14 protein-coding genes are annotated in these 13,917 nt (G+C 70.6%); 8 read left to right on the top strand and 6 right to left on the bottom strand.

Going from position 1 to position 13,917, the window contains the following annotated elements; genetic code table 11:
* Positions 1–58: 58 nt before the first annotated feature.
* A complete protein-coding gene (locus ACFVXA_RS32510) occupies positions 59–1,450 on the bottom strand; it encodes an MFS transporter (RefSeq protein WP_362027844.1) in 1,392 nt (463 codons plus the stop codon).
* 70 nt (positions 1,451–1,520) lie between these two features.
* On the opposite strand from ACFVXA_RS32510, the gene ACFVXA_RS32505 reads away from it, so the two are divergent.
* The 4 genes from ACFVXA_RS32505 (at position 1,521) to ACFVXA_RS32490 (ending at position 4,994) form a co-directional block, all read left to right on the top strand.
* Positions 1,521–2,516: a helix-turn-helix domain-containing protein gene (locus tag ACFVXA_RS32505; protein WP_362027847.1), complete on the top strand. Its 996-nt coding sequence runs from the start codon at positions 1,521–1,523 to the stop codon at positions 2,514–2,516.
* Entirely contained in the window at positions 2,513–3,019 is a 507-nt protein-coding gene (locus tag ACFVXA_RS32500) for a GNAT family N-acetyltransferase (RefSeq protein ID WP_362027849.1), read from the top strand. The genes ACFVXA_RS32505 and ACFVXA_RS32500 overlap by 4 nt, the downstream gene beginning before the upstream one ends.
* 81 nt (positions 3,020–3,100) lie before the next feature.
* The gene (locus ACFVXA_RS32495; RefSeq protein WP_383748288.1) at positions 3,101–3,820 is read left to right on the top strand and encodes a DsbA family oxidoreductase; all 720 of its coding nucleotides are present in this window, start codon (positions 3,101–3,103) and stop codon (positions 3,818–3,820) included.
* 124 nt (positions 3,821–3,944) lie between these two features.
* Positions 3,945–4,994, top strand: a complete 1,050-nt coding sequence (locus tag ACFVXA_RS32490) for an aminotransferase class V-fold PLP-dependent enzyme (protein ID WP_390028044.1) — start codon at positions 3,945–3,947, stop codon at positions 4,992–4,994.
* 153 nt (positions 4,995–5,147) lie between these two features.
* Here ACFVXA_RS32490 and thpD read toward each other — a convergent pair whose 3' ends face one another.
* From thpD to ACFVXA_RS32465, 5 genes are all read right to left on the bottom strand, one after another.
* Positions 5,148–6,047 (bottom strand): ectoine hydroxylase, encoded by a 900-nt coding sequence (gene thpD, locus ACFVXA_RS32485; protein WP_362027854.1) that lies wholly within the window; start codon positions 6,045–6,047, stop codon positions 5,148–5,150.
* A 7-nt stretch (positions 6,048–6,054) separates the two neighbouring features.
* Positions 6,055–6,453 carry an ectoine synthase gene (locus ACFVXA_RS32480; RefSeq protein ID WP_362027857.1) on the bottom strand — a complete coding sequence of 133 codons (399 nt, stop codon included), beginning with the start codon at positions 6,451–6,453 and terminating at the stop codon, positions 6,055–6,057.
* A 59-nt stretch (positions 6,454–6,512) separates the two neighbouring features.
* Positions 6,513–7,784 (bottom strand): diaminobutyrate--2-oxoglutarate transaminase, encoded by a 1,272-nt coding sequence (gene ectB / locus ACFVXA_RS32475; RefSeq protein WP_389939614.1) that lies wholly within the window; start codon positions 7,782–7,784, stop codon positions 6,513–6,515.
* Positions 7,785–7,839: 55 nt separating this feature from the next.
* Positions 7,840–8,385: a diaminobutyrate acetyltransferase gene (gene ectA, locus ACFVXA_RS32470; RefSeq protein WP_389469614.1), complete on the bottom strand. Its 546-nt coding sequence runs from the start codon at positions 8,383–8,385 to the stop codon at positions 7,840–7,842.
* A gap of 534 nt (positions 8,386–8,919) precedes the next feature.
* The gene (locus ACFVXA_RS32465; RefSeq protein ID WP_390028050.1) at positions 8,920–10,020 is read right to left on the bottom strand and encodes a pyridoxal-phosphate-dependent aminotransferase family protein; all 1,101 of its coding nucleotides are present in this window, start codon (positions 10,018–10,020) and stop codon (positions 8,920–8,922) included.
* 211 nt (positions 10,021–10,231) lie between these two features.
* On the opposite strand from ACFVXA_RS32465, the gene ACFVXA_RS32460 reads away from it, so the two are divergent.
* The 4 genes from ACFVXA_RS32460 to ACFVXA_RS32445 all read left to right on the top strand — a co-directional run bounded on the left by ACFVXA_RS32460 (position 10,232) and on the right by ACFVXA_RS32445 (position 13,882).
* Entirely contained in the window at positions 10,232–11,080 is an 849-nt protein-coding gene (locus tag ACFVXA_RS32460) for a transporter substrate-binding domain-containing protein (RefSeq protein ID WP_362027866.1), read from the top strand.
* Positions 11,077–11,910 (top strand): amino acid ABC transporter permease, encoded by an 834-nt coding sequence (locus tag ACFVXA_RS32455; protein WP_362027869.1) that lies wholly within the window; start codon positions 11,077–11,079, stop codon positions 11,908–11,910. The genes ACFVXA_RS32460 and ACFVXA_RS32455 overlap by 4 nt, the downstream gene beginning before the upstream one ends.
* Entirely contained in the window at positions 11,907–12,692 is a 786-nt protein-coding gene (locus tag ACFVXA_RS32450) for an amino acid ABC transporter ATP-binding protein (RefSeq protein ID WP_362027872.1), read from the top strand. Before ACFVXA_RS32455 ends, ACFVXA_RS32450 begins: the two co-directional genes overlap by 4 nt.
* A 101-nt stretch (positions 12,693–12,793) precedes the next feature.
* Positions 12,794–13,882, top strand: coding sequence for an amidohydrolase family protein (locus ACFVXA_RS32445; RefSeq protein ID WP_384400966.1), 1,089 nt, complete (start codon positions 12,794–12,796; stop codon positions 13,880–13,882).
* Positions 13,883–13,917 lie beyond the last annotated feature (35 nt).

Genomic DNA, 13,917 nt, shown 5'->3' with positions numbered 1-13,917 from the left:
CCCTTATTCAGGGGCGCGGGGAACTGCGCGAACGGGGTCTGGGGCGGAGCCCCAGGGTCTAGCGCGCCAACCGCAACCCCAGCGTCGCCACCGCCGCCAGGGCGAGAAGCACCGCACTGAGTACGAGACTCACCCGAAGGCCACCCTCGAAGCCCCCGGAGACAAGGGAACCGAAGGCCGCGATGGCCAGCCCGCCCGCCACCTGGCGGGCCGAGTTGAGGACCCCCGCCGCCAGCCCCGCCCGGGCCGAGGGCACCGCGTCCATCATCGCGGCCGTGAGCGGAGGGATCGTCAGGGCGCATCCCAGGGCCATGGGGACCAGGAGCAGGGCCACCAGACCGGGCGGGGTCGACGAGTCGACGGACAGGAGGATCAGCAGCCCCACGGCGGCCAGGGACTGTCCGAGCAGCATCGGCAGGCGGGGCCCGAAGCGGCTCGCCAGCTTCCCCGCCGCGATGTTGGTGACCGCGATCAGCCCCGTCATCGGCAGGAACATCAGCCCCGCGTACAGCGCCGAGCGGCCCTGGACCTGCTGGAAGAAGAGGGAGAACAGGAACACCACCCCGTAGAAGGCCACGCTGCACGCGGCGCCCGCCGCGACCGCCACGCTCACGTTCCGGCTGCGGAACAGACCGAGCGGCACCACCGGATGCGTCTGCCGTGCCTCGACCCGGAGGAAGACCAGCCCCGCGACGACCGCCACCGCGAGGGCGCCGAGCCCCTTCCCGCCGCCCTCGATGACCGCGAAGGTCAGCGCCGTGAGTGCCACGATCGCCGTCAGCTGGCCGGGTAGGTCCAGCGGGGCGGGCCGGCGCTCCGAGCGCGGCGCCCGTACCAGCAGCGCGAGCGCCACCGCCCCCAGCGGCAGGTTGATGAAGAAGATCCCCCGCCAGTCCCACACCGTGGTCAGCGCGCCGCCGGCCACCGGACCCAGCGCCACCGCGACCGAACCGCCCGCCGCCCACAGGGCCACCGCCCGCGACCGCTGCGCGGCATCCGCGTACGCCTGCCGCACCAGGGCGAGCGAGGCGGGCAGGACGACGGCCGCCGCCGCCCCCTGCACGACCCGTGCGCCGACCAGCACCGGCAGACTCGGCGCCAGACCGCACGCCACCGAAGCCAGCGTGAACACCGCGATCCCGATCCCGTACGCCCGGCTCGCCCCGGCCCGGTCCGAGAAGGCCCCGGTGGACAGCATCAGCGCCGCGAAGGCCAGCGTGTACGCGTCCACCACCCACTGGAGCCCCGACATCCCGCCGCCGAGCGTCGCCCCGATCGACGGGAGCGCCACGTTCACGACGGACGCGTCGAGCGTGATCAGCGCGAAGCCGAGAAGGGCGGCGGTGAGGGTGAGGGCGGGTGAGGGGGAGGGGGAGGGGTTCAACGGGGCGGGAGAGTGAGGAAGTTGAGCGTCGGTCGAAGGCGTCTCGACAGCCGGTTCTGTTGACATGCCCCCATGCTGCGGATCTCCGGTGGCGTAGAGTAGTGGCCTGAATGCCATACATCCGGAGGTTCTGGCCATGGGCCGAGCGCAGTCCGCCCGTCGTATCGCCGTCGTCGCGGCGTCCCCCGTGTCGATGTTCAACCTCGCCATCCCGGAGCTGTTGTTCACGAAGGCGGAGATCGACGGCCGGCCGGGCTACGAGGTGGTCATCTGCGCCCCCGAGCCCGGACCGGTCCCCACCACCGGTGGCCTCGACCTGTACGTACGCCATGGGCTCGACGCCGTGCGGGACGCGGACACGGTGCTCGTCGCGGGGACGGGAGAGCGCTACACCCCCGACCCCCGGACCGTGGCCGCCCTGCGTGAGGCCGCCGCCGCGGGCAGGCGTATCGCCTCCATCTGCAGCGGCGCCTTCGCACTGGCCGAGGCCGGCCTGCTGGAGGGCAGGGAGGCGACGACGTACTGGGAGCAGGCCGAGGAACTCCGCAAGCGCTACCCGGCGGTCGACCTCAGGGGCGACGTCCTCTACGTCCAGGACGGCCAGATCCTCTCCTCGTCCGGGTACGCCGCCGGAATCGACCTCTGTCTGCACATCATCCGGACCGACTACGGCGCCGCGGTCGCCAACCGCGTGGCCCGGCTCGCCCTCGTCGCCCCCGTGCGGCCGGGCGGCCAGACCCAGTTCACCCAGACCCCGCTGCCGCCCGAGCGCGGCGAGGTCTGCGCGGACACCCGCGGCTGGGCGATGCGCAACCTCGACAAGCCGCTCACGCTCACCGACCTCGCCCGGCACGCGGGCGTCAGCGTGCGCACGCTCACCCGCCGCTTCCACGCCGAGAGCGGGGTGAGCCCTCTCCAGTGGCTCCTCCACCAGCGCATCGAACGCGCCAAGGAACTCCTGGAGACCACCGCCCTCCCCATGGACCAGGTGGCCCACGCCTGCGGCCTCGGCACGGCGGACTCGCTCCGCGGCCACCTGGTCCGGCGCACCGGCCTCACCCCGAGCGCCTACCGCGTCCAGTTCAGCCGCCTGGGAACCACGGCGACTCCGGTCACGTCCTCCGTTGCATGATCCATGACCGTGTGAACCATGTCGGCCGCGTGATCAGGACCGCGCTCCCCGCCGAGGCCGCGGCCGTCGCCGAACTGCACGCCCGGGCCCGGGCGACGTACTACCCGGACGGGATCCCGCAGGACGGGACGGACTGGCTCGCGGCCTGGCGGAGCGCCATCGAGCGGCCGGACGGGCATGTGCTGTGCGCCGTCGACAAGGGCCGGATCACGGGCATCGCCTCCTTCCGCACCGCCGAGGGCGCCCCCGCCGACACGGTGAAGCTCTACCAGTTCCATGTCGACCCGGACGGCTGGCGGGCCGGGATCGGTACCCGGCTGCACGCGGCCTGCGTCGAGGAGTGGCAGGCCGACCGGAAGCGGACCGCCACCCTCGACGTGCACGTCGACAACCGACGCGCCCAGGCCTTCTACGCCCGTCTGGGCTGGGTCCCCGACCCGGAGAACCCTCCCGCGGAGGGCGACCACCATCTCTTCCTGAGGTACACGGTGCCGGGGGAATGAACCCCGCCACTTGAACGTTCACGTACAGCTGACGCCTGGAGGGTGTCCCCGTACCCGTACGACCTGAAGAGAGCCGAAGAGATGCGCGTCGAGATCTGGACCGACATCGCCTGCCCCTGGTGCTACGTGGGAAAGGCGCGCTTCGACAAGGCGCTCGACGCCTTCCCGCACCGCGACGAGGTCGAGGTCGTGCACCGCTCCTTCGAGCTCGATCCGGGTCGCGCCAAGGGTGACATCCAGCCGGTCATCACGATGCTCACCAAGAAGTACGGCATGAGCGAGGCGCAGGCGCGGGCCGGCGAGGAGAACCTGGGCGCGCAGGCCGCCGCCGAGGGTCTGGAGTACCGCACCCGGGGCCGCGACCACGGCAACACCTTCGACATGCACCGCCTCCTGCACTTCGCCAAGGAGAAGGGCAGGCAGGACGAGCTGATCGGGCTGCTGTACAAGGCGAACTTCGCCGAGGAGCGGACCGTCTTCGGCGACGACGAGCGGCTTATCGAGCTGGCCGTCGCCGCCGGTCTCGACGCCGCCGCGGCCCGCGAGGTCCTCGCCGACCCGAAGGCGTACGCCGACGAGGTGCGCGCCGACGAGCGCGAGGCCGCCGAGCTCGGTGCGAACGGCGTGCCGTTCTTCGTCCTCGACCGCAAGTACGGCGTCTCCGGCGCCCAGCCCGCCGACGTCTTCACCCAGGCGCTGACCCAGGCCTGGGGCGAGCGCGCGCCGCTGAAGCTGATCCAGGACGGTTCCGCCGACGCGGAGGCCTGCGGTCCGGACGGATGCGCCGTACCGCAGCACTGAGGCGTGCAAGATCGCGGGCAGGCGGATAAAAGCGCAGGTCGGAGCGCACGTATAAGCGACCCTTAGCGGAACCACGCAAAATTTCGCAATGGACGGGGAGTTCCTCGGGCCGCAGAGTGGTCCCATGGAGACCTTCGAGACCCTCGTACGCGCCGAGTTCGCCCCGGAGAACACCTATCTGAACACCGCGAGCACCGGGCTCGTACCGGCCCGCACGGTGGCCGCCATGCGGGCCGCCGTCGAGTCCGTCGCGGCCGGACAGCCGGCCGACATGTTCGCGGACGTCGAGGCGGCGCGCGACTCTTTCGCGCGCCTGGTCGGGGTTCCCGGACGCCGGGTGGCGGCCGGGGCCTCGGTCGCCGTCTACAGCGGGCTGATCGCCGCGTCGCTGCCGCAGGGCGCCGAAGTGCTCACCGCCGAGGCGGAGTTCAGCTCGGTCGTCACCCCCTTCCACGTCCGCGGTGACCTCAAGGTCCGCGCCGTACCGCTGGAGCGGATGGCCGAATCCGTACGTCCCGGCACGGCGCTCGTCGCCGTCAGCGCCGCGCAGTCCGCGGACGGGCGGGTCGCCGATCTGGAGGGGATCCGCGCGGCGGCGCGGGCGCACGGGGCGCGTACCTACATCGACGCGTCCCAGGCCGCCGGATGGCTGCCCCTGGAGGCGGACGCGTACGACTACGTCTCTTCCGTCGCCTTCAAATGGCTGCTCTGCCCGCGGGGCGTGGCCTTCCTGGTCGTGCCGGAGGACCTCGGTGGCCTCACGCCGGTGTTCGCGGGCTGGGTCGCGGGTCAGGAGCCCTGGGACAGCTGCTACGGACCGGTCGAGGAACTCGCCCACTCCGCGCGGCGGTTCGACGAGAGCCCCAGCCTCTTCTCGTACGCCGGTGCCCGGCAATCCCTGGCGCTGATCGAGGAGTTGGGTGTGGCGAACGTACACGCCCACGACCTCGCGCTCGCCGACCGCTTCCGCGCGGGTCTGCACGCGCTGGGCCACGAACCGATCCCCGCCCCCGGCTCACCGATCGTCTCGGTCCCCGAACTCGGCCGCCTCCAGCCCGGCTTGAGCCGGGCGGGAGTCGAGGTGTCCGACCGCGCGGGCAGCTTGAGGGCCGCCTTCCATCTCTACAACACCGCCGGGGATGTCGACCGGCTGCTGGACGTCCTGTCCGGCTGAGCGGCCGGCAAAGCCCGGGGCCGAGCGGTACAGCGAGGCCCGGTGGCCGAGCGGTCCAGCAACGCCCGGTGGCCGAGCGGTACAGCAACGCCCGGTGGCCGAGCGGTGCAGCGAGGCCCGGGGCCCCTCCGGTGAGAGGCCCCGGGCACATGCTCACTTCACCGGCGTGAAGTCCCGCGCCCCGATGAACTCGGGACGACGCACCGGTGCCGCGAACGGCTCCACCGCCGCGTTCTCCACGCTGTTGAACACGATGAAGACGTTGCTGCGCGGGAACGGGGTGATGTTGTCGCCCGAGCCGTGCATGCAGTTGCAGTCGAACCAGGTCGCCGAGCCGGCCCGGCCGGTGAAGAGCTTGATGCCGTGCCGGGTGGCGAAGCGGGTGAGCGCCTCGTCGGAGGGCGTGCCCGCGTCCTGCATCTGCAGCGACTTCTTGTAGTTGTCCTTCGGGGTGGCCCCCGCACAGCCGAGGAAGGTCTTGTGCGACCCCGGCATGATCATGAGGCCACCGTTGGTGTCGTAGTTCTCGGTCAGCGCGATCGACACCGACACGGTGCGCATGTTCGGCAGGCCGTCCTCGGCGTGCCAGGTCTCGAAGTCGGAGTGCCAGTAGAAGCCGCTCGCACCGAAGCCGGGCTTGACGTTGATCCGGGACTGGTGGACGTACACGTCCGAGCCGAGGATCTGGCGGGCCCGCCCGACCACGCGCTCGTCGCGGACGAGCCGGGCGAAGACCTCGCTGATCCGGTGCACCTCGAAGACCGAGCGGATCTCCTGCGACGCCGGCTCGACGATGGACCGCTCGTCGGCGCGGATCGCCGGATCGGAGACGAGCCGCTCCAACTCCTGCCGGTACACGGCGACTTCGTCCTGGGTGATGAGCTCCTCGACGGCGAGGAAGCCGTCGCGCTCGTACGTCTGGAGCTCGGGCACCGTGATCGGGCCGGGCTCGCCCGGCGGGCTCCACACGACCGGGTCCTGGCGGGGCGCGGACACCTCGGTGGCGCCGCGGCTGGGGTAGAGATCGGTGAGCGTGGTCGTCCGGGTGGTCATCTGGGGATCACACCTCCTCGGTGAGCAGCGGGTAGACGCCGTTCTCGTCGTGGTCCTCCCGTCCGGTCACGGGCGGGTTGAAGACGCAGATGCAGCGGAAGTCCTCCTTGATCCGCATCGTGTGCCGCTCGTGCCCGTCGAGCAGGTACATGGTGCCGGGCGTGATCGTGTACTTCTGCCCGGTCTCGTCGTCGGTGAGTTCGGCCTCGCCCTCGACGCATACGACGGCCTCGATGTGGTTCGCGTACCACATCGACGTCTCCGTACCCGCGTACAGGATCGTCTCGTGCACGGAGAAGCCGACCCTCTCCTTGGCGAGGACGATGCGCTTGCTCTCCCAGGTGCCCGAGGCCGACTTGACGTGCCGGTCGGTGCCTTCGATGTCCTTGAACGAACGGACTATCACGGTGGTGCGATGCCTCTCTCTCGTGGCTCGGGGGTGTCGTACGGGGTGGCGCGGGCGCGTCAGACGGTTTCGCGTACGGCGCGGGCCAGGGTGCGCAGCCCCTCGTCGAGCTCGTCGGGGGTGATGGTGAGCGCCGGGAGGAGTTTCACCACCTCGCTCTCCGGCCCGGACGTCTCGATGAGCAGCCCGAGTTCGAAGGCGCGCTGCGCGACACGCCCCGCGCGCTCCTTCTCCTTGAATTCGATGCCCCAGACGAGCCCGCGGCCTCGGTACTCCTTGATGTCGGCGAGGTTCTCCTCGGTGAGGGAGATCAGCGCCTGCTCGATCTGCTCGCCGCGGGTGCGGGTCTGCTTCTCCATGGCGGAGCCGTCGGCCCAGTACGTCTCGAGGGCGGCGGCGGCCGTGACGAACGCCGGGTTGTTGCCGCGGAAGGTGCCGTTGTGCTCGCCCGGCTCCCAGATGTCCAGCTCGGGCTTGAACAGGCACAGCGACATCGGCAGCCCGTATCCGCTGATGGACTTGGACACGGTGACGATGTCGGGCACGATGCCCGCCTCCTCGAAGGAGAAGAACGCCCCGGTGCGCCCACAGCCCATCTGGATGTCGTCGACGATGAGCAACATGTCACGCCGACGGCACAGGTCGGCGAGGGCCCGCAGCCATTCGGGCCGCGCGACGTTGATGCCGCCCTCGCCCTGCACGGTCTCGACGATGACCGCGGCGGGCTGGTTGAGCCCCGACCCCTGGTCCTCCAGGAGCCGCTCGAACCAGAGGAAGTCCGGGACCTGCCCGTCGAAGTAGTTGTCGAACGGCATCGGGGTGCCGTGCACGAGCGGGATACCGGCGCCCGCCCGCTTGAAGGCGTTGCCGGTCACGGCGAGCGAGCCGAGGGACATCCCGTGGAAAGCGTTCGTGAACGACACGATCGCCTCGCGCCCCTTCACCTTCCGCGCCAGCTTCAGCGCGGACTCCACGGCGTTGGTGCCCGTCGGACCCGGGAACATGACCTTGTAGGGCAGATCGCGCGGCCGCAGGACGAGGTTCTGGAAGGTCTCCAGGAAGCCGCGCTTGGCGGTCGTCGACATGTCGAGCCCGTGGGTGACGCCGTCGCGCTCCAGGTAGTCGATGAGGGCCCGTTTGAGTACGGGGTTGTTGTGCCCGTAGTTGAGTGATCCGGCGCCGGCGAAGAAGTCGAGGTACTCGTGCCCGTCCTCGTCGTACATCCGGCTGCCCTGCGCCCGGTCGAAGACGGTGGGCCAGCCACGGCAGTAACTGCGCACCTCCGACTCCAGGGTCTCGAAGACGCTCAGGTCGGGCTGGGTGATGGTCACGGCGAATCGCTCCTCGAAGCGTGGGGGGAGGGGGATCGGGAAGAGGCCCGGTCGGTCAGCGGGAGAGGGGGCCGATGCGGTAGAGCACCTCGGCGTCGTGCGGTCCGTCGGGGAACTGCTCGGTCCGGAACAGCACTTCGCGCTCGACGCTCGCGCCGTGGCGTCGCGCGTACGACGTGAACAGGCGCTCGGAGGCGGTGTTGCCGGGCGTGATGGTGGTCTCGACGGTGCTCAGCCCGTGCCCGCTCTCCTTCGCCACCCGCGCGGTCAGCCCGTCGAGCAGCGCCGCGGCGAGCCCGCGCCCGCGGTACGTGCTGTCGACGGCCACCTGCCACACGAGCAGCGTGCCCGGCCGCTCGGGCCGGACGTACCCGGTGACGAAACCGACGGGCGCCCCGGCCGCGTCGCGCGCCACCGCCGAGGTGCCGGCGAAGTCCCGGCACCACAGCAGATAGCTGTACGAGGAGTTCAGGTCGAGGTTTCCGGAATCCTTGGCGATACGCCAGAGCGCGGCCCCGTCGGCCACCTCCGGACGGTCGATCCGAAGGCCATCCGGCATTTCCAGGAATTCCGCTTGCAAGTCTGCGTGTGCGGCGGTCATGCGGATTGAATTTACCGACCGAAAGTTCAAATTGCATCGCTGCACGGGGTTACGTATGGCGCCCCCATGTGTTATCACGCGCCCGTGAAGCGTCGCGCCGAGGCGGGTGTATCCCTCCCGATTTGCCCGGAAAATAGGGGAGAAAATGGACGCCCTGTGGAGTGCGTCACAGCCACGTAATGGCCCCGAGACCTGCCCGAATTACGTCGATTGGCGTTCGCAGAATCTTTGCGTTTAGGCAGCGATGAAGCGGGCAGGAGAATACGGGAAGCTGCACTTGATTAATAGCAGGATAAGCGCGCGGAGAAGCTTTTGAATTCCTGGGGCTGGAAGCCTTTGGGTCGTCCGGCGTTTCCTTCGGCGACAGGGGGCGGGCAGGGGCGGAGGGGGCGAAAACCCCTCAGATCACGCCTCCGGCACAGCGGCTCACGCTCACGCCTTCGCCACGGCGGCTCACGCCTACGCCTCTGCCGCGGCGGCTCACGCCTACGCCTCTGCCGCGGCGGCTCACGCCTACGCCTCTGCCGCGGCGGCTCACGCCCACGCCTCCGCCACAGCGCGACGCGCCCCCTCCAGGTCCACCGGCACCCCCGACTCGGCCAGCGCGGCCCCCAGCCCCGCGAGGCAGGCGTGCACGACCCCTCGCGTCGCATCCGGTCCGTAGTGGTTCACGCGGACCATCTCCTTCGCGAGAGCGCCCCCGCCCGCGACCAGCGGAAGCGCGGGATCGGCGGCCAGCGCCCGGGCGACCAACGCCGAGGCGTCGACCCCGGCCGGCACCCGCAGGGTCGTGGCGACCGGCGCCGCGTCCGACGCCGCGTACACATACGGTTCGAGGCCGCCACCCAGGGCGACGGCCCCCGCCCGGGTGGCCGCCGCGGCCGAGGAATGGCGGCTCATCACCGCGTCGAGCCCCTCGCTCTCGATGCGTTCGACGCAGGCCTCCAGCGCCAGCATCTCCAACTGCGCGGGCGCGTGCAGCAGAGCCTTGCGGCCGCCGTCGACCCACCGCTCCTTCCAGTCCAGCAGCGACAGATACGACCGGCGCGGCGCCCCCGGGTTGCCGGTCATCCGCGCCCACGCCCGCTCGCTCACCGACACCGCCGACACCCCCGCGGGGCCGCCCATCGCCTTCTGCGCCCCGATCACGCACAGGTCGACACCCCACGCGTCCGGCAGCACCGGCTCGGCACCGATCGAGGCGACCGCGTCCAGGTAGAAGAGCGCGCCGTGCTCGCGTACCACTTCGCCGATCTCCGCGACCGGGTTCGTGTTGCCCGTCGCCGCCTCCGCGTGCACCAGCGACACGAAGTCGATCGACGGATGCTCGGCGAAGGCCTCGCGGATCTGCGCGGCGGTGACGGCGGTGTGGAAGGGCACCGCCAGATCGATCACGGTCGCCCCGCAGTCGCGGAGCCAGTCGCCGAAGGTCTGCCCGTACGGACCGGTGATCACGTTGAGCGCGGTCGTGCCGGGCCCGGCCGTCGCGCGAATGGCCCCCTCCAGCGGGAGCAGCGCCTCGCCCTGCATGACCACGACGTCCTGCTCGGTGGAGAGCAACCGCGCCACGCGGTCCTCGATCGACGCGAAGTGCGCGGCACTCAGCGGCGTCAGGTCCAGGAAAGGATGGGTCACGGCGGTGCTCTCTTCGCTCACGGTTTTCCAGTACGCGGTACGCGCGTTCGAGCGTAACCGGCGGTCGGGTGGGCCGCGGGGACCCCCTCCCGGCGGCAGTCGGCAGTAGATAGATCTGAGGCCGGACGGCCCAGTGACCATCGGATTGGTTTGAGCACCCCAAACCTTTCCTTATAATCGGAACCCTCAGTCCCCCCACAGGAGGTCCCCCGTGAACTCGGTCCTCGGACGCCGGACCCGCATTCTGGCCGCCACCACCGCGACGGCAGGGCTGCTGCTCGTGGCCGGCTGCTCCTCGGACGGCGGAGGAGGCAAGGCCACCGCCAAGGGGGTCCCCGTGGTGAAGGCGGGCCAGCTCACGACCTGCACCCACCTCCCGTACCCGCCGTTCCAGTCGGAGATCAACGGCAAGGTCCAGGGCTTCGACGTCTCACTCATCGACCTGGTCGCCAAGAACCTCGGCGTGAAGCAGAACATCGTCGACACGCCCTTCGAGAACTTCAAGACGGGCGCCTTCCTCAACTCCGGCCAGTGCGACCTCGCCGCGGCCGGCATGACGATCACGCCGGAGCGCAAGAAGAACGTCGACTTCTCCGACCCGTACTTCGACGCCACGCAGGCCGTCCTGGTCGACAAGAAGAGCGGCGTCAACTCGCTCGCCGACGTGAAGGCCAAGGGCAAGAAGCTCGGCGCCCAGGCGCAGACCACCGGTGAGGACTACGCGAAGAAGCAGGGCTTCGACCCGGTCTCCTTCGAGTCCTCCGACGCCGTCCTCAACGGCCTGCGCACCGGCCAGGTCCAGGCCGTCATCATCGACTACCCGGTGGTCCAGGGCTGGCTGAAGGACAAGGCCAACGCCGACGCCTTCAAGGTGGTGGACAACCTCAACACCGGTGAGCAGTACGGCTTCACGGTGAAGAAGGGCAACACCAAGCTCCTCGCCGAGATCAACAAGGCGCTCAAGCAGGCGAAGACCGACGGCACGTACAAGAAGCTGTACGAGCAGTGGATCGGCCCGTACCCCGCGTCCGCGGCCACCGCTTCCCCGTCCGCCTCATGAGTGGTGCCGACGCGCACATCCAGCCCCGCAAGTCCGGCCTGACCCGGCGTCAGAAGCGCGCGCTGTCGCGCGGCGCGCAGTACGTCGTGTTCGTCGCGGCCGTGATCGCCTTCGCGGCCACGGCCGACTGGGGGCGTCTGAAGAACCAGTTCGCCCAGTGGGACCTGGTCAAGCAGATGTTCCCGGACGTCATCACGCTGGCGCTGAAGAACACCGTGCTCTACACGATGTCCGGCTTCGTGTTCGGTCTCGTGCTCGGCATGGTCGTCGCCCTGATGCGCCTGTCCCCCGTGGGCCCCTACCGCTGGCTCGCCGGGATCTACATCGAGATCTTCCGCGGACTGCCCGCCCTGCTGATCTTCGTCTTCGTGGGGGTCGCCGTGCCGCTGGCGTTCCCGGGCACGGAGATCCCCGGCGGCACGTACGGCAAGGTGGCGCTCGCCCTCGGCCTGGTCTCGGCCGCGTACATGGCCGAGACGATCCGCGCGGGCATCCAGGCGGTGCCCAAGGGACAGATGGAGGCGGCCCGTTCGCTGGGCTTCTCGCACGCCCGGGCCATGGTCTCGATCGTCATCCCGCAGGCGTTCCGCATCGTGATCCCGCCCCTGACCAACGAACTCGTCCTGCTCTTCAAGGACTCCTCGCTGGTGCTGTTCCTCGGCGTCACCCTGGAGGAGCGCGAACTCACCAAGTTCGGGCGCGACCTGGCCAGCCAGACCGCCAACTCCACACCGATCCTGGTCGCGGGCCTGTGCTATCTGCTGGTCACCGTGCCGCTCGGCTTCGTCGTGCGCCGCCTGGAGGCCAAGGCCGGGGAGGCCACCAAGTGAGTACGTCAACGACGCCCGAGATCCAGGTCAAGGACCTGCACAAGTCCTTCGGCGACAACGAGGTCCTGCGCGGTATCGACCTGGAGATCCGGCAGGGCGAAGTCGTCTGTGTCATCGGCCCGTCCGGGTCCGGCAAGTCGACCCTGCTGCGGTGCGTGAACCTCCTCGAAGAGCCCAGCAAGGGCCAGGTCTTCGTCGGCGGTACGGAGGTCACCCACCCCGATGTGGACATCGACGCTGTACGCCGCCGGATCGGCATGGTCTTCCAGCAGTTCAACCTCTTCCCGCACCTGTCGGTGACGGAGAACCTCACGCTGCCGCAGCGCCGGGTGCTCAGGCGGGACAAGGAGGAGGCGGCCAGGGTCGCCGCCGAGAACCTGGAGCGGGTGGGCCTGTCGGAGAAGGCCGACGCGTACCCCTCCTCCCTCTCCGGCGGCCAGCAGCAGCGCGTCGCCATCGCCCGCGCGCTCGCGATGGGCCCCGAGGTGATGCTCTTCGACGAGCCGACCTCGGCCCTCGACCCCGAGCTCGTCGGCGACGTCCTCGCCGTCATGCGCAGGCTCGCCCACGAGGGCATGACGATGATGGTCGTCACCCACGAGATGACCTTCGCGCGCGAGGTCGCCGACCGGGTCGTCTTCATGGACGGCGGCGTGATCGTCGAGGACGGCGCCCCCGCGCAGGTGATCGGCAACCCGAGCCACGAGCGCACCCGCCACTTCCTGTCCCGGCTCCTGGACCCGGCGATGGCGGACGTGGAGGAGGAGACGCCGGGCCGGTAGGGCGCGGCCGAAGGGGCGCGGGGCCGTGACACCGTGCGGCTCCGCCGCGTGGGCGCGACCGGCCGCGAATCACCCGCGGCCGCAGAACTAAGGTTCTTTCCATGAGCGATCAAGCCGTGCTGCATGTGAAAGGCAGGGTGCTCGTCGGCCCCGACGACGTCCGCGACGAGCTGTGGGTCGTGGGCGGCAGGATCTCCTACGAGCGCCCGGGCGTCCGTGACATCCGTACCGTCGAAGGCTGGACGCTGCCCGGACTCGTGGACGCGCACTGCCACGTAGGGCTCGACCAGCACGGGCCGGTCCCCGACGACGTCTCCGAGAAGCAGGCGCTGACCGACCGCGAGGCCGGCACCCTGCTCATCCGGGACGCGGGCTCGCCCTCCGACACCCGCTGGATCGACGACCGCGACGACCTCCCGAAGATCATCCGGGCGGGCCGCCACATCGCCCGTACCCGCCGCTACATCCGCAACTACGCGCACGAGATCGAACCCGAGGACCTCGTCGCGTACGTCGCCCAGGAGGCCCGGCGCGGCGACGGCTGGGTCAAGCTGGTGGGCGACTGGCTCGACCGCGGCACGGGCGACCTGGGCGCCTGCTGGCCGCGCGAGGCCGTCGAGGCCGCGATCGCCGAGGCGCACCGGCTCGGCGCCCGGGTGACCGCGCACTGCTTCGCCGAGGAATCGCTCCGCGATCTGGTCGAGGCGGGCATCGACTGCGTCGAGCACGCGACGGGCCTCACCGAGGACACCATCCCGCTGTTCGCCGAGCGGGGCGTCGCCATCGTCCCGACGCTGGTGAACATCGCGCTGTTCCCGCGGTTCGCGGACGACGGCGCGGCCAAGTTCCCCCGCTGGTCGGCGCATATGCGACGGCTGCACGAGCGGCGCTACGACACCGTGCGCGCCGCGTACGACGCCAAAATCCCCGTCTATGTCGGCACGGACGCCGGGGGCACCCTCGCCCACGGACTGGTCGCCGGCGAGGTCGCCGAACTCGTCACCGCCGGCATCCCGCCCGTCGAGGCGCTCTCCGCCACCGCGTGGGGCGCGCGCGAGTGGCTCGGACGGCCGGGCCTCGACGAGGGGGCGCCCGCCGACCTCGTGGTCTACGAGGGCGACCCGCGCGCCGACGTACGGGTGCTGGCGGCTCCCCGCCGAGTGGTGCTGAACGGACGGGTGGTCGGCTAGGGCCTGCGGATCATCCCGGAGGCGCGGGGGCCGGC

Origin of the sequence: Streptomyces sp. NPDC058246 (assembly GCF_042881985.1) — a bacterium.
Classification (GTDB): domain Bacteria; phylum Actinomycetota; class Actinomycetes; order Streptomycetales; family Streptomycetaceae; genus Streptomyces.
The sequence above is the reverse complement of the archived record's forward strand: the minus strand, read 5'-3'. Positions and strand labels throughout refer to the sequence as shown.

Excerpts from the sequence above, each read along its gene's own strand:
- ACFVXA_RS32510 (WP_362027844.1), bottom strand. The coding sequence starts at position 1,450 with ATGTCAACAGAACCGGCTGTCGAGACGCCTTCGACCGACGCTCAACTT.
- ACFVXA_RS32445 (WP_384400966.1), top strand. The coding sequence starts at position 12,794 with ATGAGCGATCAAGCCGTGCTGCATGTGAAAGGCAGGGTGCTCGTCGGC.
- ectA (WP_389469614.1), bottom strand. The coding sequence starts at position 8,385 with ATGACCGCCGCACACGCAGACTTGCAAGCGGAATTCCTGGAAATGCCG.
- ACFVXA_RS32455 (WP_362027869.1), top strand. The coding sequence starts at position 11,077 with ATGAGTGGTGCCGACGCGCACATCCAGCCCCGCAAGTCCGGCCTGACC.
- ACFVXA_RS32490 (WP_390028044.1), top strand. The coding sequence starts at position 3,945 with ATGGAGACCTTCGAGACCCTCGTACGCGCCGAGTTCGCCCCGGAGAAC.
- ACFVXA_RS32505 (WP_362027847.1), top strand. The coding sequence starts at position 1,521 with ATGGGCCGAGCGCAGTCCGCCCGTCGTATCGCCGTCGTCGCGGCGTCC.
- ACFVXA_RS32495 (WP_383748288.1), top strand. The coding sequence starts at position 3,101 with ATGCGCGTCGAGATCTGGACCGACATCGCCTGCCCCTGGTGCTACGTG.
- ACFVXA_RS32500 (WP_362027849.1), top strand. The coding sequence starts at position 2,513 with ATGATCCATGACCGTGTGAACCATGTCGGCCGCGTGATCAGGACCGCG.
- thpD (WP_362027854.1), bottom strand. The coding sequence starts at position 6,047 with ATGACCACCCGGACGACCACGCTCACCGATCTCTACCCCAGCCGCGGC.